Source organism: Modestobacter sp. URMC 112 (assembly GCF_053502575.1).
On the sequence record NZ_CP199957.1, the window covers coordinates 2,484,683 to 2,503,617 of the forward strand.

Below are 18,935 nucleotides of genomic sequence, written 5' to 3' on the forward strand. Positions count from 1 at the left end.
GACCGCCACCCTCGTCAGTCATCTGCTCGACCACGAGGAGGGACACCATGACCGCAGTGGCGGCCGACGCGGACCTGAAGGCGCGACACCGTGCGATGTGGGCGTCGGGGGACTACCCCAGGATGGTCGAGACCTTCCTGGAGCCGATCGGGGAGCGCCTGGCCGAGGCGTGCGACATCGCCGCCGGTGCCCGCGTGCTCGACGTCGCGGCCGGCACCGGGAACGCCTCGCTGCCGGCCGCACGGCGAGGGGCACGGGTGACCGCCAGCGACCTGACACCGGAGCTGCTGGCCGAGGGACGCCGCCGCGCGGAGGCCCAGGGGCTGCAGCTGGAGTGGGCAGAGGCCGATGCGGAGCACCTGCCGTTCGACGACGCCTCCTTCGACCTCGTCATGTCCGCGATCGGGGTCATGTTCGCGCCGCACCACCAGGCGGCCGCGGACGAGCTGGTCCGCGTGTGCCGGCCGGACGGCAGGATCGGGCTGCTGTCCTGGACGCCGGAGGGGATGCTCGGCGCGCTGTTCCGCACCATGAAGCCGTTCGCGCCGCCTCCTCCGCCCGGCGCGCAGCCCCCGCCGCTGTGGGGGAGCGAGGACCACCTGGCGGCGCTGTTCGGCGACCGGGTCGACTTCACCACCCTGCGGCGGGAGACCCTGGAGATCACCGCCTTCGCGGCCCCGCACGACTACGCACGGCACTTCACGTCGTTCTACGGACCGACCATCACCACGCGGGCGAACGCCGCCCGCGAGGGCCGGGAGGCGGAGTTCGACGACGCGCTCTACCGCTTCTGCGAAGAGTGGGACCGCGGCAGCCCGGACCGGGCCCGCTTCGAGATGGAGTACCTGGTCGCCGTGGGCACCCGGAGGTGAGTCGGGGCGGCTGACGGGCTCCCGGGACCGCGGCCGGCGTGGGACCCTGGCGCCATGCCGAGGCCGCTCCGGGCCGAGGAGCTCTCCGCCGGCCGAGCCGCGCCGGAGCGGGCCGACGGGACCGCCGCCCGCTCCGCGTCCACGGCTGTCCCCGCGGACGAGGGCTCGGCGGAGGCCCGGGACGGCCTGGCCATGGCGTTGTGGTACCTCGGCGACGTCGCGGCGGCCGTCGCCCTGCGCGAGCGCGCGTTCGAGGACTACGTGCGCCTCGGCCGCCGCGGCGACGCGGTGCGAGCGGCGGTCTGGGTGTCGCACCAGCACATGGTCGCCGGACGCCCCTCGGCCGCGCGGAGCTGGCTGGCCCGCTCGGAGCGCGCACTGGACGGGGTGCCGACGTGCGCCGGCCACGGCTGGGTGGCGGCCGAGCGCGCCCGCCAGGCGCCGTCCGCGCACGAGCGGATGGCGCACGCCACCCGGGCCCTGGAGGTCGGACGGACCACGGGCCACGGTGACCTGGAGGTGCTCGCGGTCAGCCTGCTGGGGCGGGCCACGGTGGACGCCGGCCGGTGGGAGGAGGGCCTGCGGCTGCTGGAGGAGGCCATGGCGGCCGCGACGGCCGGCCGGGTGCGGAACGTGCACACGCTCGCCGAGGCCTGCTGCAACCTCGTCCTGGCCTGCAGCAGCGTGGGCGACTGGGAGCGCGCCGGCGAGTGGGGCGAGGTCGCCGGCTCCTCGACTCCGGGCCACCGGACCGCGCCGGGTGAGGTGACCGTCGGAGCGCTCCGCTCCGGCCGAGGCCGGGAGGAGCCGGAGACGGTCCGCGACGAGGCGCGCACCGCGCTGGCCGCCTGGTGCGAGCTGGGGGCCGCGCGGGCGATGGACGCCGCCCGGGTCGTCCTGCGCGAGCTGGGTGGACCCCGTCACCGCGGCCGGGGGAGCGCCGGTGGGCTGACGGCGCGCGAGGAGGAGGTGCTCGGACTCGTCGCGCTCGGGATGTCGAACGCGGAGATCGCCCGCACGCTGGTCATCAGCGAGAAGACCGCCGGTCACCACGTCAGCCGCATCCTGGCCAAGCTCGGTGTGCGGAACCGGACGGAGGCCGCGGCGTACGCGGTGCACCCCTGGTCCTCACGACGGACCGACGGCCAGATCGCGCGGAGCCCGGTCAGCGCGGGCCGGCAGGACGGCGCAGCGCGCCAGGGCCGGGGGTTGCACGGCCGCGACGACCGCCTCCGGGCGTCGGCGTCCTCCGGGGCCCGCGGCCGGCCTCGCGGGAGGAGCTCGTAGGTCGTCGCGGACGGCCGCCGGGGGGTGGCCGGCCGCCGGTGTCGGCGCATCGCCGGCGGGAACCCGACGGGGAGGGCGACGCGTAGGAGGGCGGCCTTGCGCGCCCACTCGTCGGTGGACCTCGGCATCACCGACCGGGGGCCGGGCGGGGACGGCGCCGGGTCACGCCTCCCGTCGCGCGGACCTGGCCGGCCGGACCACCAGGACCGGGCACGGCGCGTAGTGCTGCACCCGCTGGGCGGTGCTGCCGACGAGGATCGCGTCGCTGATCCCGCGCCCGCCGGCTGCCACCACGACCAGGCCGGCGTCGTGCTCCTCGGCCACCCTGATGATCTCGGCGGCGGGCGACCCGCTGCGGATCTGCCTGTCGATCCTCGGCCCCCAGTCGTCGAAGACGGCCGCCACCGCGTCGACCGCGCTCTGTGCCGCCTGGCGGAAGCTCCCCGCCCCCTCGCCCGGGCTGGGCGGTGCGGCCTCGGAGATCTCGTCGGCGAAGGCGACCGAGGCCAGCGGCCGGATGACCGCCACCACCGAGATCGCGGTGATCTTCTGCGGGTCGGCGAAGGACCTCAGGTGGCGGGCCGCGGCCAGCGACTGCGGCGACCCGTCGGTGGCGATGACGACGTGCATCTCAGGCGCCCGTCCCGGAGGTGACCTCGGCATCGCCGCGCCTGCTGCCCGGGGGACGGTTCCGCGAGCCCGCGGCGTACTCGACCAGGAACAGCACCACACCGACGGCGATCAGCGCGGCGCACCAGAGCAGCGACGCGGGGTCGTCGTAGACGGAGAACCCGAGGATGGCCAGGTTGCCGACCAGCCCGACGACCAGCAGGGGGGTGTTGGCCCGGAACGTGCGCTCGTCCTCGTCCCGTCCGCGCAGCTTCAGGCAGGTGACGATCACGAGTGCGTAGATGGCCAGGAGGAGGACCACGGTCACCAGCGCCAGCCGGTTGACCAGGTCGAGGCCGCCACCGGCCTCGAGCAGGACGGTGCCGGTGACCAGCAGGGCCGCGACGACCACGCCGCTGAAGAGCAGCCCCACCCACGGGCTGCGGCGGGTGGCGTGGACCCGGGCGAAGACGCCGGGGACGACGTCCTCCTTGGCCATGCCGTAGAGGATCCGCGGCTGGGTGACGACCGTGACCAGCGTGGTGTTGGTGATCGCGACCAGGGCGATGACCGAGAAGAGCGTGGTCATGACGTCGGTCGAGAAGGGCAGGATGCCCTGCTTCACGACCTCGAGCAGGGCCGCGTCGGACTCCGCGAGCTGGTCGACGGGCACGGTGAGGGCCGCGGCCATGGAGACCAGGACGTAGACCGTCCCGGCGACGACCATGCCGCCGACGAGCGACCGCGGGAAGGCCCGGTGCGGGTCGATCGTCTCCTCCGCGACGTTGGCCGTGTTCTCGAACCCGGTCATCGCGAAGAACGAGAAGGCGATGCCCGCGAGCACCGCGAGCGCCGGGTTGCCGGAGACGCTGATGTCGGCGAGCACGCCGAAGTCGGCGTTGCCCTGGGCGATGTACCAGATGCCGATGACCATCACGATCAGCAGGCCGGCGACCTCGACGAAGGTCATCAGCATGTTCATCACCACGGACTCGGTGATGCCGATGAAGTTGACCACCAGCAGGAAGAGCAGGAACACCAGCGACACCAGCAGCGCCGGCGGCCCCTCCCACAGCGTGGCGAAGTAGGAGGCGAACCCGGTCGCCAGCGATCCGGTCGCGGCGAAGCTGGCCGACAGGAACGACACGGTGACCAGGAACGTCAGCGCCTTGTTGCCGAAGGCCTTCTGGACGTAGAGCGAGGCGCCGGCGGCCTGCGGGTACTTGGTGACCAGCTCGGCGTAGGCGGCCCCGGTGATGGCGGCGACGGTGACGCCGAGGGCGAACGCGATCCAGAAGGCCCCGCCGACGGCCGCTGCGACCAGGCCGATGAGGACGTAGATGCCCGAGCCCAGGACGTCGCCCAGGGTGTAGAAGAACAGCTGCTTCCCGGTGATGGACCGCCGCAGACCGTTGTCCTCGTCGACTGTGCTGGTGCTGGTCCCGGCCACGAGGTCCCCGTTCGTCGAGGGCGAGCTGATGACGAGGCCACGGAAGCGCCATCCGGGACCTGCGTCAATTCGGGCCGGTCCCGCCGGCGTCGGTGGGCCGCCGGACCAGGACCCCGACGTCCCGTCCCGGTCCGGTCAGCCTTCGGGCACCGCGGTGCCCGTCCTCGCTGCCCGCACCACGTCGTCGATGGCGGCGACGCTGACCGCGGAGTCCGCGGCGTCGACGAGCAGGGAGGCGTGCGTCGCCGGCACGAGCCGGTGGCTGCCGGTGGGGGAGAGCTCCGCGAGGGCGTCCTGGGCGGCCGGCCAACCGTCCTGCTGGTCCAGGGTCGCCGTGACCACGACGAGCGGTGTGCTGCCGATCCCGGTCAGGGCCTGCGCCTGCTCGAAGACCGCGGGGTAGGCCGCCACCTCGTCCCGCTCGGCGCGCAGCTGCCGCGTGTCCCAGGCGAAGGCCTCCGTCTGCTCCCGGGCCGCGGGCGGGAGGTCCGCCGGGGGGTCGGAGCTCAGCAGCGGGCCGGCACCGAGGCGCTCCAGGACGGGGAGCAGGGCCGTGGACCGCCGGATCAGCGCGTAGGCGCCGGGGTAGTCGGGCAGCGCGGTGGACTGGTGCGGGCTCGCGGAGTCCAGCAGGACCAGGCCGGCGACGTCGTCGGGGTGCTCCGCGGCGTAGACCATCGCGTACGTGCCGCCCACGGAGTGCCCGGCGAGGACGTACGGGCCCGGCTCGCCTGCCCGGCGGAGCAGGGCGTGCATGTCGGCCGCCACCCGCACGCCGTCCTGGGGTCCGCGTGCGCTGTCACTCCAGGCCTGTCCCGCCCGGTCGTAGGAGCACACCCGCGTCGTCCCGGCGACCGCCGGCTGCACGAGTCCCCAGGCGGCGGAGGTCTCGCCCATCCCACCCAGCAGGACGACGGTCGGGCCGCCGGAGCCGGTGCAGGACAGGTGCAGCCGGTGGTCCCCCACGTCGTACAGCTGCCCGGGCGCGGGCGGCGGGTCGGCCGCGAGGGCCGTCCGCAGGGTCGCCGCACCGCCGCCCACGGCGGCGAGCACGAGCAGCACCAGCGCGGGGGAGAGCAGCCAGAAGGCGGCCCGGACGCCCATCGACCGCACGGCCCGGGCGGCGGTCCAGCCGGCGAGCGCGAGGAGCAGCGGCGGCCAGACCCAGCCGGCCGCGGTCAGGGCCGCGTCGCCGGGGGCGAGGACGAGCAGCGCCGTTCCCGCGGCAGCCAGCGTGGCCGCCGGTACCGCCGCCCAGCGCTGCGGCCGGTCGGTCAGCGCCGACGACCCGGCGGCCAGGACGGCCCACCCGAGCGCCAGGCCCAGCAGCCCGGCCCCGGTGAGCACGTGCTCGGGCGCGCCGCCGACGACGCCGACGGCGAGCGCCAGGGCGGCGAGCGGGCCGACGACGACCGAGCCGGCGACGACCCGGGCCAGGCGACGCGACGACGTGCGGGCGCGGCCTCCCCGGGGGGTCCCGGGGTCGGAGGAGCCCGTCAGCGGGGGTGCGGAAGCAGTCGTGGACATGGTCCGAGCCTGGGCGGGCCGCGTCTCCCGCACCAGGACGCGTGGTTGACGTTCTCGGCCATGCCGCCCCTACGGTGACGGCATGGGTGCCCTCGGCGTCGCGGTGGTGACCTTCCCGTCGGCGCAGATCCTGGACGTGACCGGCCCGCTGGAGGTCTTCTCCAGCGCCACCCGGCTGCTGCCGGGGGCCACCTACCGCACGGAGGTGGTCAGCACCGCGGGCGGCCCGGTGCTGGCCAGCTCCGGGCTGGAGTTCACCACCACCCGGCTGGCCGACGTCGTCGAGCCGGTCGACACGCTGGTGGTCGCCGGCGGCCGGGACATGGAGCCGGCGTGCGCGGACGAGGAGCTGCTGGCCTCCGTCCGGCGGCTGGCCGGCAGCGCCCGGCGGGTCACCTCCGTCTGCTCCGGTGCCTTCGTCCTGGCGGCCGCCGGGTTGCTGGACGGGCGGCGGGCCACCACCCACTGGGCGGAGTGCCGGTCGCTGGCGGCCGCGCACCCGGCGGTGTCGGTCGACGGGGACGCGATCTACGTGCGGGACGGCGACGTCTGGACCTCCGCCGGCGTGACGGCCGGCATCGACCTGGCGCTCGCGCTGGTCGCGGACGACCACGGCGCCCGGGCTGCGGCGGCGGTCGCCCGGCAGCTGGTGGTCTACCTGCGGCGGTCCGGTGGGCAGGCGCAGTTCTCCCCGCTGCTCGCAGCGCAGGCGGCGGAGAGCGAACCGGTGCGCGAGCTGCTGGCGTGGCTGCCCGACCACCTCGCCGCGGACCTGTCGGTGCCCGCCCTGGCCCGGCGCGTGCACCTGTCCGAACGGCAGTTCAGCCGGGTGTTCAAGGCCGAGGTCGACATGACCCCGAGCGAGCACGTGGAGAGGGTGCGGATCGAGGCGGCCTGCCGACTGCTCGAGACCACCGGCTCCGCCGTCGACCACATCGCGCGGATCTGCGGGTTCGGGACGCCGGAGACGATGAACCGCGCGTTCCGTCGCCGGCTGGACACCACCCCGGGGGACCACCGGCGGCACTTCGGCCAGCTCGCAGTGCACTAGGTGGGACCGTGGCGGGTGCCGCGGACCATGCGGATCTCCCGCACCCCGTCCTCGACCTGCGACGTCCCGTCGGCCACGAAGCCGTGCCTGCGGTAGAACGCCTGGGCGCGGGGGTTGGGGTCGGCGACCCACAGAGCTGCCGGCTCACCGGGGTCGACGACCGCCGCCAGCAGTGCCGGCCCGGCACCCGTGCCGTGGTCGGCCGCGTGCACGTAGAGCACGTACAACTGCCTCGCCCAGGTCGCGTCAGCGTCCAGCGGCGGGCCGGACATGGCGATCCCGACCAGCTCGCCGTCCCGCTCGGCGACGGCCACCCGGTTCTCGCGGAAGCGCTGGTCGGTCAGCGCGGCGGTCCAGAACCGCTCCCGCGCGGCCGGCAGGCCCGGGTCGTCGAGGACGGCGTCCGGCATGAGCCCCCGGTAGGTCTCCTGCCAGCACCGGACGTTGACGCGCGCCATCGGCGCGGCGTCCTCGGCCCGGGCAGGGCGGACCACCGGCGGTGAACCCACTGTTCGACGGTAGTGCGGTGGCCCGCCGGGACCACCACGTCGCCGGCGCGTCCGTGACAGGTGACAGGGCAGGTGCGAGGGGATTGCACTGCCGGCACCACGGGAGCACCGTGGACGGAGCCGGATGCGTCGTCCGAACAGGGGCGCCGACCGGCCGTCGCTCCGCACGTGGACGGACCGGTCAGCAGACGGTGCCCCACGCGTCCGGCAGGACGGAGGAGCACGCGATGACCAGCATCGAGACCCGGGACATGGACCGCCCCGACGAGTCGCGGTCCCCGGAGAAGACGAAGGTGAGCGTCGTCCACCTGGGTGGCGCCAGCGTCGCCCGCCTCACCGCCGAACCGGGCTGGAGGTGGTCGGAGTGCATCAAGCCGGTCGTCGGCACCGCCACCTGCGAAGCGGCGCACCTGGGGTACGTCGTGTCCGGCAGGCTGCACGTCACCGCCAACGACGGCGCGGAGGCCGACCTCGGGCCGGGTGAGGCGTACCGGCTCGAGCCCGGGCACGACGCCTGGGTGCTAGGCGACGAGCCGTTCGTGGCACTCGAGTTCGAGAGCAAGACCGCCGCGACGTACGCCAAGGGCTGACCGCCGCCAGGACACCCCGTCGACCAAGGATCGGTGGGTGGCGCGTCAGTTGCGGCGGGCGATCGCCGCGGTGAGCGCCGTCGCGAACGCCGTCCACCCCGCGTACGGGGTCAGCACGACAGCTGCCGGGCCGCTGACCGCGGCGGCCCGGCGCACCAGGTCACCCGTGGAGACGGTGAGCACCGCGCACTCGGCCGCGGCCGGCCACGGTCGGTGCGCCCGGAAGAACAGCGGGGTCCACCCGGTGTTGAGCACCAGGTTGACCGCGTAGGCGCGGGCGAACGACCGCTGCCGGCCGGGGTCGGCCCGGCTGAGCACCTCGCCGGCGGCCCACGCCGTGCCCGCGTAGAGGGCGGTCCAGACGATGCCGAAGGTCTGCGGCGGGGGGTACCACGACGGCTTGTCCAGCGACCGGAACCACCGGCTGGTCGGGTCGGTGGCCAGGCCGCCGATCACGGCGGCGGCCGCGGGACCGGCGGCGGCCAGCAGGCGTGCGCGCGAGGACATGTCCCCGATCCTGCGCCCTGACCGGGTCGGTGGCACCCGCTGTCGGCCGCGCCGACACCAGGGGTCAGCCGGGCCGGGGGCCCGGGTCCTCCGTGAACTCCCGGAAGGCCGCGAACGCGCGTGGGCCGTAGACCGTGCCCGGTCCGCCGTTCATCGCGATGGCGACGCCGAGGGCCTCGGCGACCTCCGACTCGGTCGCGCCGGTCCGGGCGGCGCCACGGGCGTGCGAGGCGATGCACCCGTCGCACTCCTTGCTGACCGCGATGGCGAGTGCGATCAGCTCCTTGGTCTTCTGGTCCAGCGCGCCGGCGGCGTAGGCGGCGGCGTGCAGCTGGCGGTATCCGTCGTAGACCTCGGGGATCGCGCGACGCAGCGCGCGGGACGGTTCGCGGAGCTCCTCCTGGACGGCGTGCCCGTGGCTCATGACGTGATGGTGCCAGCCGCCGGACCCCCGGGCGTGCGCAGGGCCGGCAGGTGCTCCTCGGGATCAGGTCCGGTTCGGCCGGCCGGTCAGCTTGTCGCGCAGCCGGTCGACGAGCCCGACGCCAGGTCCGAGGGTCTTGTGGAACAGCTCGCTGTGCGGGGCGCTGGGGTGCGGCCGGGTCGGTGCTGCCTTCTTCGCGGCCTCGACCTTCGCCCCGATCTCGACGAGGCGCTCGTGGGACAGGTGCGCCCGCAGCAGCGGGAACTGGTCGCTCTCCTCGTCGGAGATGTGGTCGCGCAGGATCCGTTCCATGCGGCCGAGGGTCTCGAGGAACCGGGGCTCGGACGCGTCGAGGCCCTCGAGCTCCTTCATGACCTCCACGAGTTCCTGGTGCTCCTCCAGGTCGTGCTCTACCCGGCTCGCGCCGTCGGGCAGGTGGTCGCGCATGGCCGGGTAGACGTGCATCTCCTCGGCGATCGAGTGGCGCATCAGCTCGGCGATGATGGTGTCGGCCATGTCCCGTCGCTCACCCGGGTCCGCACCGGGGATCTGGCCGATCAGTGACAGCACCTCGTGGTGATCGGTGGTGAGGATGTCGACGACGTCCTGGTCGCCGGTGCTGGTGGTCACCTTCGCCCCCTTCGGCCTGCCTCGTCCGGTTCGCCCTGTCGGGTCTGCCCCTCCTACCCGGACGCGGGTCGACGCATTCCCTCCGGTCCCGGGGAGAGAGTCTGGCGGTCGACCCTCCCACCGAGCTCGTCCGGGCTGAGCGCCTCGACGACACGCACTGGGCCGGCACCGGACCGCCTGGAGGGCGACTTCCGGGTGTCCTCGTCGAGCTCCGCCACCGCTTCGAACTGGACGGCGATCTCGTCGCCGAGCTCGACGTCGCCCCGTGACGGCACGTCAGCCGGAGGACGAGGACCGCGACGGCGAGTCAGGTGTCCCGCGGCTCGGCGTGGCGGAGCAGCGCCTCGACGACGCGGTCGACGTCGTCCGTGTCCGTGGCCCAGTCCGACACGGAGATGCGCATGAGGCGTTCGCCGCGGTAGGTGGTCCCGCTGAAGAAGGCGAGTCCCTCGGCACGGATGCCCGCCATCACGGCGTCGGCTCGCCGCCCGTGATCGCCGTCCGGAGCCGGCCAGCGAACGAGCACCTGGTTCGACACGACGTCGTTGACGATCTGCGCGCGGCCGCTGGCCTCCAGGGCCTGTGCGAACCGCTGGGCGTGGGCGACGCTGCGCTCGACGAGCGCGGCGACCCCCGATCGACCCAGGGAACGCAGCGTGGCGTAGACGCCGACAGCGCGGGCGCGGCGGGAGAACTCGGGGTTCCAGTCCATCGGGTCGCGGGCGCCGGTGCCCTGCTCGAGGTAGCTGGCCTGCACGCTCATCGCCGCCCGGTGCGCAGCGGGGTTCCGGCAGATCGCCACCCCGCAGTCGTACGCCACGTTGAGCAGCTTGTGGCCGTCCGTGGACCAGGAGTCCATCCGGTCGAGACCCCTCACGTGCCGGGACATGCTGGGCGCCGCGGCCGCGAGCAGCATGACGGCACCGTCGACGTGGACCCACGTCGGATTGCCGGCCGCCCGATGTCGGTCCGCCAGATCGGCGACGGCGTCGAAGTCGTCGAACGCGCCGGTGTTCACGTTCCCGCACTCCACCGCGATGATCGTGGGCCCCGACGTCGCGTCCAGCGTGCGCTCGAGCGCCTCGGGAAGCACTCTGTCCTGGTCGTCGCAGGGCACCAGCACAGCCGACCGCTCGCCGAGTCCGAGGAAGCGCAGAGCCCGCGGCACGGTGGAGTGCACGCCTTCCTTCAGCACGACCGTGACCTCCGGCGAACCGGTCAGACCGTCGGCCTCGACGTCCCAACCGGCCTCGCGGAGCACCTCGTCGCGGGCTGCCGCCAGGCAGGTGAAGTTCGCCATCTGCCCGCCGGTGACGAAGCCGACCGAGCTCTCCGCCGGAAGGTGCAGCAGGTCGACCAGCCACTGTGCCGCCAGCTCCTCCGCGACGGCGACGCCCGGCGTCGGGGGGAACAGCCCGGCGTTCTGGTCCCAGGTCGAGACCAGGAGCTCGGCGCCCCACGATGCCGGGTGCAGCCCTCCGATGACGAACCCGAAGAACCGGCCGCTGGCATGCGCGGTGACGTGAGGGGTCAGGTCACGCGCGAGCTCGGACACGACCTGCACAGGGTCGACGCCGTCGTCCGTGAGCGGATGGTCCAGAGCTGCCCTGACCTCCGCATGGTCAGCTGAGGGGTGGACCCGCCGGGTGGGGAGCGACTCCAGGTACTCCAGCGCCGCCGGAGCGACCACGCGCAGGACACCTCGCCAGTCCGAACGCTGCATCCGGCTCTCCCGTCGTCGGCGAGCGCCATGCTGTCACGATCGGCGCCCCGGGCACGGGCGCCTTCCGCACGCGAGCACCCGGGACGGAGGCCACGGGATCGCAGCACCCGCCCCGGACCGGACGCGCGCGGTGGGCGTGCCCGCCGGACCGGGTACCGCCTGATCAGGTCCTCTTCGTGCTACCCACCAGTGCTCGTGTCGGTCGACTCGTCCGTCAGGGGCTCGCGGTCGGTCGCCGCTCGTGGAGCGGGCTGTCTGGGTTCAGCAGCGAGTGCTTCCGGCCGTAGGCGAAGTAGATGACGAGCCCGATGAGCAGCCAGATCACGAAGCGCAGCCAGGTCTCCCAGTGCAGCTGGAACATGAGGAACAACGACGCCAGGACTCCGAACGCGGGCACGAAGGGCATGAAGGGCAGGCGGAAGCTGCGGGGTGTGTCGGGTCGGGTGTAGCGGAACAGGATGACCGCGGCGCACACGACGACGAACGCCGAGAGGATGCCGATGTTCGTCAGGTCCGCCACGGCGCGGATCGGGAAGACGCCGGCGAGGAGGGCCGACGCGATGCCGGCGATCCAGGTCACGCGCTGCGGGGTCCCGCCGCGGTCCACCTTGGCGAACCACGTCGGCAGCAGCCCGTCGCGGCTCATGGAGAACCACACCCGGGTGACGCCGAGGAGGAAGGTCAGCATCACGGTCAGGATCGACAGCACGGCGAAGACCGAGATGATGGAGGCGATCACCGGGAGACCCACGCCCTGGAACGCCGAGGCGAAGCCGGCGGTCGGGTCGATGTCCCGGTAGTTCTGCATCCCGGTGAGCACCAGGGTGGCGGCCACGTAGAGCGTCATCGCGATGATCAGCGACAGGATGATCGCCTTGGGCATGTGCTCCTTGCCGTCCTCGGCCTCCTCGGCGGCGGTGCTCATGGCGTCGTAGCCGAAGACCGCGAAGAACACCGTGGCCGCGCCGGTGAGCACCGGACCGAAGCCGGCCGGCATGAACGGGTCGTAGTTCTGGGCGTCGATGTAGAAGATGCCCAGCCCGATGATGAAGAGGATCAACACGATCTTGATGGCCACCGCCACGAGCTCGAACCGGCCGAACGCCTTGGTCCCGCGGCTCAGGATGAAGGTGACGAGCAGGCAGATCAGGATCGCCGGGACGTTGACGACACCGCCCTCCTCGGCGGACGCGGTGACCGACGTCGGCAGGGTGACTCCGAAGCCGTCGAGGAATGCCTCGAGGTAGCCGGAGATGCCGATCGCGACGACGGCGACGATCGCGATGTACTCCAGCAGCAGGTCCCAGCCGATGAACCACCCGATGATCTCGCCGAGCGCCACGTAGCCGTAGGTGTAGGCGGAGCCGGCCCTCGGGATCATCCCCGCGAACTCGGCGTAGGACACGGCCGCGGCCGCGGAGGCCAGGCCGGCGATGAGGAAGGCGAAGAGCACGGCCGGTCCGACGCCGGGATTGTCCGCGTCGCCGTGCGCCACCAGCCCCGCGAGGGAGAAGATGCCGACGCCGATGATGCCGCCCACCCCGATCGCGGTCAGCTGCCAGAGCCCGAGGCTCTTCGCGAGCGCGCCGGTCCCGCTCTCCTTCTCTATCTCGTCCATCTGGTCGACCGGCATGCGCCGGAAGATCGACTGCTTCGTCGGAGTGTTCATGCCTCTCTCCCCATCGTCAGGCGGTGTCACGATGACGCGCAGGTCGCCCGTCAACGGCGGCGGTCCTCAGGGTCCGCAGCGCCACGGCGAGCGCGGCCGGAACAGCGCGGCCGGCTTCGTGGAGTCCCATGAGGGTCTGGCGAGCGCCGGGAGTGGCTGGTGCATGACCGCTCTCCCGTGCCGCCAGGGCGGAACGGGCGTCCCGTTCCGGTCGCACGGGCGCCGGGCACCGCGCTGGTGAACCGACGCGGCACGGCGTAGAGGTCGTCCGGTGGGGCTCACGAGCCAGGGTCGCCCAGGGTCCTCTCGGGGCGACGCCGAGCCTCGGTCAGGAGGCGGGCGGAGCCGTACCGCTCGGACAGCGTGGAGCAGCATGTCGGGCACCCGGTCGGCCGACGGGCGGATCGCCGGCGCGGAGCGGTCGGTCCCGCGATCGACGTCGATGCCCTCGGGCCGGGCGCGGAGGCCGTTCCCCCGCGACGAAGCCGTGTGCCGCCCTGCGGGCGATCGGATCCCCGGTGACCTGTCGCTGGAGCTCGGGACTCGCGGCAGCGCACACCAGTACGCGGTTGACCATCACGCCTCCGGTTCTGGGTGGCTGGCGTTCCGATGGGCTCGACAGGCCGACCCTACTGAAGAGTGACGTGGCTCACATTCCGAGGACGGTCGCAGGTGTGGAGGCGATCCGGACCGGCGTCCACCGGGGTCCTGGCGTGGCTCACTCGGCGGTCGTGGCCCGACGCCGCGCACGCCGGTCGAAGTGGTCGCGTCCGCCCCTGACCGGTCTGCCGAGGTACTCGCCCAGCGTGACGCCGGCGGCGAGCGCGAGGCCGATCGCACCGGCTCCGACGAGGGCCGAGAGCCCGCCCTGGATGTCGGCGTCGACGACGATCGCGAAGAGGCCCTGGTAGATCGTCAGCCCCGGCAGGAGCGGGACGATGCCGCACACCGCGACGAGCATCGGCGGGATCCGGAGCCGCTCGGTCAGCAGCTCTCCGCAGAAGCCGATGGCGACAGCTGCGATCCCGCTGGCGACCGCGGGGCCGCTGCCCAGCCAACTGGCCGCCCAGAACGTCGTCCAGGCCAGTGCCCCGGCCAGCGCGGCGAGACCGGTGGCGCGCGGACGGGCCTCGGAGGCCAGCGCCCAGAACCCGGCAATCCCGGCCGACGCCAACAACCCCACGACGAACGGGGCGGCCGAGGGCGACTCGGGGACGACGTCCAGCGGGACCTGTGCTCGCTGGACGAGGTCCAGCACGCCGGCGATGCCCACGACGATGCCGGCGGTCAGCGTCACCACCTCGAACGCCCGTGCGGCTGCGGTCACCGGGAACCCGCTGATCGCGTCCTCCGCCGCGCCGACCAGCGACAGCCCGGCGAGCAGGACGACGATGCCCGCGGCGACGACCAGCGAACTGCGGACGTCGACGTCCCAGACGACGAGCAGGACGGCTACGCCTGTCGCGATCGAGGCACCCACCACCTGCTGGTAGAAGAGGGGCAGTCCCCTGCGATCGAGGACCCGCATCGACTGCTCGATCGTGGCAGTGGTCAGCGCGGCGATGAGGGCGACCAGCCAGCCGCCGCCCAGCAGGATCCCCATGGACCCGGCCACGCCGGACCAGCCCAGCGCGTGGACGGCGCGGCGGTACGTGTGTGGTGCCGACACCACTCGGTCCAGCCGGCGGTGCGCCTCCTCGATGTCGAGGCCGCCGGCTTCGACGGCGCGGGCCAGGTCCGTCATCCCCTGCAGGCGGGTGTAGTCCATGCCGCGGGGACGTACGGTGCGCATCGCGGTGAGGGGGACCGCGTTCTCACGGGTGTAGCTGACCAGCAGTGACGTGAACGTGACGTCGACCTGGCAGCTGGTCAGTCCGTACGCGGCCGCCACCCGGAGCACCGTTGCGGTCACGTCGGCCGCGGAGGCTCCGATGGCGAGCATCGACTCCCCGATGCGCAGGGCCAGGCCCAGCGCGGCGTGCGCGACGAGGTCGTCCATGAGGTTGGGCTGAGCACGGACCCCGATCGGCTCGGTCGGCGGGGAGCTCCCACCGATGGCGCGCCATGCGCGGTCCGGGATGCGCACGGAGGTCCTGCGGCTGTATCGGGACCGGCGGGGCACCCTGCCAGGGTAGATCGGCGGGACGCGGGGGACTGGCCGGCCGGGGCCCGGTGAGCAGCACCGCGGCACCGAGCCGCCGTGGTCGGGCGACGAGGCTGCTCGGGCCAGGGAGCACGCCGTGAGGGACACCGGGACAGACGTGGGTGTCCGAGGGTGACACGCCACATGCGCACACGGGTTCCGGCCGCCGGGCACCGTCACCGCAGAGAACCGTCTGTTGCCGAGGCGACAGGGAGCGGATAGTGCCCGAGGTGGTCTCGCGCTTCCTCGCTCTCGTCTCAGCGGTCCTGGCCGGGCTCTTGGCGGGCAGCATGATCCTGATCGACGTCGTGCTGCTCCCGTTCTGGCGCGGTGTCCCGCCAGAACAGTTCCGGGCCTGGTTCGCGGAACACTCCGGGCGGATCCGAGCTGTGATGATCCCCCTCGGCGCAGGCGCAGCTGCCCTGAACGTCGCGTCGGCCGTCGTCCAGACGGCGAAGGGCCCTCGAGCCGGGGCGGCCTCAGTGGCGGCGGCGGCGGCAGCAGGCGTCGTCGCGATCACCGTCACCGTCAACGAGCCGATGAACCATCGGTTCACGGACGGGCCACTGACGGACGCCGAGACCGCGAGCCTGCTCGGGAGGTGGGCACGGTGGCATCACCTCCGCGTGGCGCTCGGTGTCCTGGCGACGGTCGGGGCGGCGTCGGCACTGATGGACAGGGAGTCGTCGAGTTGACGGATCCCTGCCCAGTTGAGGAGGGACGGCCGCTCGCGGGCGCTGTCGCGCTGACGGCGCTGGCTCGGCAGGTCCACCTGGTCGCCGACCGCGTGCCCGTCGCAGTGCCGGCCTGATCGGCGCGGCGCCGTCCCGGACCGTGCCTCGGGCCGACCTCGTCAGGCGTCCAGACGGTAGAACCGCCAGAAGTCGTGCTCGATCGGCAGGACGGTGGTCTCGCGGAACCCGGCCTCCGAGGCATAGCGGCGGACCGTGTCCGGCCGGATCACCGTTCCGGTAGCGGCGGAGTCGTCTTCGACGAGCGCGACGGCCAGGCAGTGCACCGCGCTCCACCCGTAGTTGAACCGCTCGAGCTCGTCGCCCGGCGCGGTGAAGGCCTCGGCGACCCGCTCGTCGGCCACCAGGACGGCGCCGCCGGGAGCCAGGAGCGACCGCGCCGCGCGCAGCGCCGCGACCGGGTGGGCCATGTCGTGCAGGGTCTCGAACAGGGTCACGAGGTCGTACCGCTCGGCCGCCCCGGCTTCCGCCGCGTCGAGGAGCGCGAACGTGGCCCGGTCGGCGACCCCGGCGTCGGTCGCGTGGCGCCGCGCGTCCCGTACCGACGCCTCGTCGGAGTCGATCCCGTGCACGCGCGCCGCGGGGTAGGCCCGCGCGAGGGCGATCGTCGACCAGCCGGAGCCGCAGCCGAGATCGGCGACCCGGCCGGGCGGGTCCTCGCGTCGCAGCCGGGCCTCGATGTCCGGCATGAGCGGGATCCACTCCGTGGCCAACTGGGTGGCGAACATCGGCCGGTTCAGCCGGGCGATGCCCTCGCGGATCTCGGCACCGTACGCGGCGTAGGGCACCCCGCCGCCGGTGCGGAACGCCTCGACGACCTGGGGCAGCGCCTGCCCGATGCCGGCGACCATGGCCCCGAGCGGGGCGAGCAGGTAGGGGCTCTCCGGAGCGCACAGCACGTCGGCCGCACCGTCGGGCAGCCGGTACCGGCGGCGGGCGGGGTCCGCGCCGTCGTGCGCGACATCGAGGAGCCCGGAGACCGCCTGCTGCTCCAGCCACTCACGGGCGTACCGCTCGGAGATCCCGGTGCGGTGCGCCAGTTCGGCGGCGGAGACGTCGTCCACGGAAGCCAGGGCGTCGTAGAGGCCGAGCCGATCGCCCAGGTACACGTGCATCAGCTCCAGTGCGCCGATCGCCGACCGGAAGAGCTGTTCCACCAGTGCGTCGCGCCGGTCGGCCTGGGCGCTCGCGGGGACGGTTGCGGTCATTGCCGGGTGCTCCCTCCGTCGTCTTCCTCGACGGCGGCCCGCTGTCTGGTCCCCCGCGACCGATGGGCCGCTGCATCCGCACCGTAGCGAGCGACGCAGGACGGCGGCATGCCTTCGTTCGCGGACGTCGTTCGGGAGGACCAGATGGAGGGGCGAGGGTGGTCATGACGAGTCTCCGGTGACGGAGCGGCGCTGCAGCACCGCGATGGCGATCGCGGGGAGCAGGGTGAGCACCGCGATCCCGGTCCCCACGACGGCGGGGCCGGTCGCGCCGAGGCCGGAGTCGAGGGCCCGGCCGGCGAGGCCGGACCCGACCGCGGTGCCGGCGTTGTAGGCGGCGACCGACATCGCCACGCCCAGCGTGGGTGCCACGCCGGCGAAGCGGACCGCCAGCGAGGACAGCACCGGGTTCGCGCTGAGCCCGAGCAGCCCGAGCAGGACCACCAGCAGCACCGTGGGCACCGGGTGGGTGGCCAGCAGGCAGATCGCCAGCAGCACGGCCGTGGTCGACCCGGCGACCGCGATGGTCGTCGCATGCGGGTGGACGTCGCCGAGGCGGCCGCCGAGCACGGTCCCGATGAGGGAGCCGACGCCGAAGCCGACGAGGACCACGGGCACCAGCCCGGTGGCGATGCCGGCCCGGTCGGTCAGCAGCGGGGAGATGTAGCTGTAGGTCGACAGCACGCCGCCGGTGGTGGTCGCGCAGGCGGCCAGTACCAGCCACAGCCGGCCCGACCGCAGGGCGCTCAGCTCCGACCGCAGGGACACCGACAACCGGTCGCCGTGCTCGCGGGGGACGTGCCGGGCGATCAGCGGCACGGCGACCAGGGCCAGGACGGCCAGCGCCCAGAACGGCCCGCGCCAACCCGACAGCTGGCCGGCGAACGCGCCGATCGGCACGCCGACGACGTTGGCGAGCATGCCGCCGGCGCCGACCAGTCCCAGCGCTCGGGCGCGGGCGCCCGGACCTGCGGCGCGGGTCGCGACCACCGAGGCCACCGACCAGAACGCGCCGGTCGCCCACGCGGTGACGAACCGGGCGGCCAGCAGCAGCGTGAAGTCGGAGCCGAGCGCGACGACGACGTGTCCGACCGCGAACACCGCCAGGGCGAGCAGCAGCGTCGTCCGTCGCGGCATCCGTCGGGTCAGCAGCGCCATCGCCGGCGCGCCGACGATCATCCCGACGGCGAACACCGTGATGAGCAGCCCGGCCTGGCCGACGCTCACCCGCAGGTCGCCGGCGATCTCGGGCAGCAGCCCGGCGACGACGAACTCGGTGGTGAGCATCAGGAACGTGCCGACGGCCAGCACGTACACCACGAACGGAAGCCGCGTCGCTGGCCGTCCGTCGAGGGCCGGGCCAGCGGGTGCCGCGTTCGACCCGACCGGTCGGGTCAGGTGGTCTGCGGGCACCACGGACTCGCGGCCGGTGGCGGGGGCGTTGACGCGCATGGGGAACTCCGTGTTCGGTGCTGGTCCGGCTGAGGCGGATGTCAGTCGACGGCGGGGGCGGCGCGGTACTCCTCGTCGGTCACCGGCGTCAGCCAGTGCACGACGGCGTGCTCGTCGTCGGCCTCGTTGAGCGCCAGGTGGACCATCAGCCGGTTGGGGGCGGCGCCGTGCCAGTGCTCCTCGTCGGCCTCGAACAGCACGCGGTCCCCGGGGCGGATGACCTCGACCGGGCCGCCGCGGCGCTGGCACAGGCCGACGCCCTCGGTGACGAAGACGGTCTGGCTGAGCGGGTGTCGGTGCCAGTGGGTGCGCGCGCGGGGCATGAAGTGCACCAGGTTGGCGGTGACCCGGGAGGGCGCCGGGGCGGCGGCGACGGCGTCGATGTAGACGTCGCCGGTGAACCAGTCGGCCGGGCCCTGGACGGTGTCGATGGAGCTGCGGGTGATCTGCACGGTCGGTCTCCTCGGTCATCGTGCGATTCGGTGGGACAGCGGCCCGGCCCCGGTGCGACAGCTGTGGGGCGCGGGCAGGG

General features: G+C 73.8%; 18 protein-coding genes. 5 read left to right on the forward strand and 13 right to left on the reverse strand.

Annotated elements, in window-relative coordinates; genetic code table 11:
* Nucleotides 1-47 precede the first annotated feature (47 nt).
* Together ACWIX6_RS11600 and ACWIX6_RS11605 are read left to right on the forward strand one after the other, a co-directional pair.
* Nucleotides 48-872, forward strand: coding sequence for a class I SAM-dependent methyltransferase (locus ACWIX6_RS11600; RefSeq protein ID WP_448612579.1), 825 nt, complete (start codon nucleotides 48-50; stop codon nucleotides 870-872).
* A gap of 54 nt (nucleotides 873-926) precedes the next feature.
* The gene (locus tag ACWIX6_RS11605) at nucleotides 927-2,159 is read left to right on the forward strand and encodes a response regulator transcription factor (protein ID WP_448612580.1); all 1,233 of its coding nucleotides are present in this window, start codon (nucleotides 927-929) and stop codon (nucleotides 2,157-2,159) included.
* A gap of 162 nt (nucleotides 2,160-2,321) precedes the next feature.
* On the opposite strand, the gene ACWIX6_RS11610 is transcribed toward ACWIX6_RS11605, so the two are convergent.
* The 3 genes from ACWIX6_RS11610 to ACWIX6_RS11620 all read right to left on the reverse strand — a co-directional run bounded on the left by ACWIX6_RS11610 (nucleotide 2,322) and on the right by ACWIX6_RS11620 (nucleotide 5,745).
* Complete coding sequence (locus ACWIX6_RS11610) at nucleotides 2,322-2,789, reverse strand: universal stress protein (protein ID WP_448612581.1); 468 nt, start codon at nucleotides 2,787-2,789, stop codon at nucleotides 2,322-2,324.
* A gap of 1 nt (nucleotide 2,790) precedes the next feature.
* Entirely contained in the window at nucleotides 2,791-4,218 is a 1,428-nt protein-coding gene (locus ACWIX6_RS11615) for an APC family permease (RefSeq protein WP_448612582.1), read from the reverse strand.
* A gap of 135 nt (nucleotides 4,219-4,353) precedes the next feature.
* On the reverse strand, nucleotides 4,354-5,745 hold the full coding sequence (locus ACWIX6_RS11620) for an alpha/beta hydrolase (RefSeq protein WP_448612583.1): 1,392 nt from the start codon (nucleotides 5,743-5,745) through the stop codon (nucleotides 4,354-4,356).
* An 82-nt stretch (nucleotides 5,746-5,827) separates the two neighbouring features.
* Between ACWIX6_RS11620 and ACWIX6_RS11625 the strand changes: the two genes are divergently transcribed.
* On the forward strand, nucleotides 5,828-6,796 hold the full coding sequence (locus tag ACWIX6_RS11625; RefSeq protein ID WP_448612584.1) for a GlxA family transcriptional regulator: 969 nt from the start codon (nucleotides 5,828-5,830) through the stop codon (nucleotides 6,794-6,796).
* Here ACWIX6_RS11625 and ACWIX6_RS11630 read toward each other — a convergent pair.
* The gene (locus ACWIX6_RS11630) at nucleotides 6,793-7,305 is read right to left on the reverse strand and encodes an N-acetyltransferase family protein (protein ID WP_448612585.1); all 513 of its coding nucleotides are present in this window, start codon (nucleotides 7,303-7,305) and stop codon (nucleotides 6,793-6,795) included. The genes ACWIX6_RS11625 and ACWIX6_RS11630 overlap by 4 nt on opposite strands.
* 227 nt (nucleotides 7,306-7,532) lie before the next feature.
* Here ACWIX6_RS11630 and ACWIX6_RS11635 point away from each other — a divergent pair, with 227 nt between their 5' ends.
* Complete coding sequence (locus tag ACWIX6_RS11635; protein ID WP_448612586.1) at nucleotides 7,533-7,895, forward strand: cupin domain-containing protein; 363 nt, start codon at nucleotides 7,533-7,535, stop codon at nucleotides 7,893-7,895.
* Nucleotides 7,896-7,940: 45 nt separating this feature from the next.
* Here the strand turns inward: ACWIX6_RS11635 and ACWIX6_RS11640 are convergent, their stop codons facing one another.
* The 6 genes from ACWIX6_RS11640 to ACWIX6_RS11665 form a co-directional block, all read right to left on the reverse strand.
* Nucleotides 7,941-8,402, reverse strand: coding sequence for a TspO/MBR family protein (locus tag ACWIX6_RS11640; protein ID WP_448612587.1), 462 nt, complete (start codon nucleotides 8,400-8,402; stop codon nucleotides 7,941-7,943).
* Between the two features lie 64 nt (nucleotides 8,403-8,466).
* Nucleotides 8,467-8,826, reverse strand: coding sequence for a carboxymuconolactone decarboxylase family protein (locus ACWIX6_RS11645; RefSeq protein ID WP_448612588.1), 360 nt, complete (start codon nucleotides 8,824-8,826; stop codon nucleotides 8,467-8,469).
* Between the two features lie 63 nt (nucleotides 8,827-8,889).
* Entirely contained in the window at nucleotides 8,890-9,456 is a 567-nt protein-coding gene (locus ACWIX6_RS11650) for a hemerythrin domain-containing protein (RefSeq protein ID WP_448612589.1), read from the reverse strand.
* Nucleotides 9,457-9,763: 307 nt separating this feature from the next.
* Nucleotides 9,764-11,179 (reverse strand): pyridoxal phosphate-dependent decarboxylase family protein, encoded by a 1,416-nt coding sequence (locus tag ACWIX6_RS11655; RefSeq protein ID WP_448612590.1) that lies wholly within the window; start codon nucleotides 11,177-11,179, stop codon nucleotides 9,764-9,766.
* 214 nt (nucleotides 11,180-11,393) lie between these two features.
* Nucleotides 11,394-12,848 (reverse strand): amino acid permease, encoded by a 1,455-nt coding sequence (locus tag ACWIX6_RS11660; protein WP_448612591.1) that lies wholly within the window; start codon nucleotides 12,846-12,848, stop codon nucleotides 11,394-11,396.
* 718 nt (nucleotides 12,849-13,566) lie between these two features.
* Nucleotides 13,567-14,934, reverse strand: coding sequence for a threonine/serine ThrE exporter family protein (locus ACWIX6_RS11665; protein WP_448612592.1), 1,368 nt, complete (start codon nucleotides 14,932-14,934; stop codon nucleotides 13,567-13,569).
* A gap of 278 nt (nucleotides 14,935-15,212) precedes the next feature.
* Here ACWIX6_RS11665 and ACWIX6_RS11670 point away from each other — a divergent pair, with 278 nt between their 5' ends.
* Entirely contained in the window at nucleotides 15,213-15,686 is a 474-nt protein-coding gene (locus ACWIX6_RS11670; RefSeq protein WP_448612593.1) for an anthrone oxygenase family protein, read from the forward strand.
* Between the two features lie 158 nt (nucleotides 15,687-15,844).
* Here ACWIX6_RS11670 and ACWIX6_RS11675 read toward each other — a convergent pair whose 3' ends face one another.
* The 3 genes from ACWIX6_RS11675 to ACWIX6_RS11685 all read right to left on the reverse strand — a co-directional run bounded on the left by ACWIX6_RS11675 (nucleotide 15,845) and on the right by ACWIX6_RS11685 (nucleotide 18,855).
* The gene (locus ACWIX6_RS11675; RefSeq protein WP_448612594.1) at nucleotides 15,845-16,951 is read right to left on the reverse strand and encodes a class I SAM-dependent methyltransferase; all 1,107 of its coding nucleotides are present in this window, start codon (nucleotides 16,949-16,951) and stop codon (nucleotides 15,845-15,847) included.
* A 162-nt stretch (nucleotides 16,952-17,113) separates the two neighbouring features.
* Nucleotides 17,114-18,271 (reverse strand): MFS transporter, encoded by a 1,158-nt coding sequence (locus ACWIX6_RS11680; RefSeq protein ID WP_448612595.1) that lies wholly within the window; start codon nucleotides 18,269-18,271, stop codon nucleotides 17,114-17,116.
* Nucleotides 18,272-18,444: 173 nt separating this feature from the next.
* Complete coding sequence (locus ACWIX6_RS11685) at nucleotides 18,445-18,855, reverse strand: (R)-mandelonitrile lyase (protein ID WP_448612596.1); 411 nt, start codon at nucleotides 18,853-18,855, stop codon at nucleotides 18,445-18,447.
* Nucleotides 18,856-18,935 lie beyond the last annotated feature (80 nt).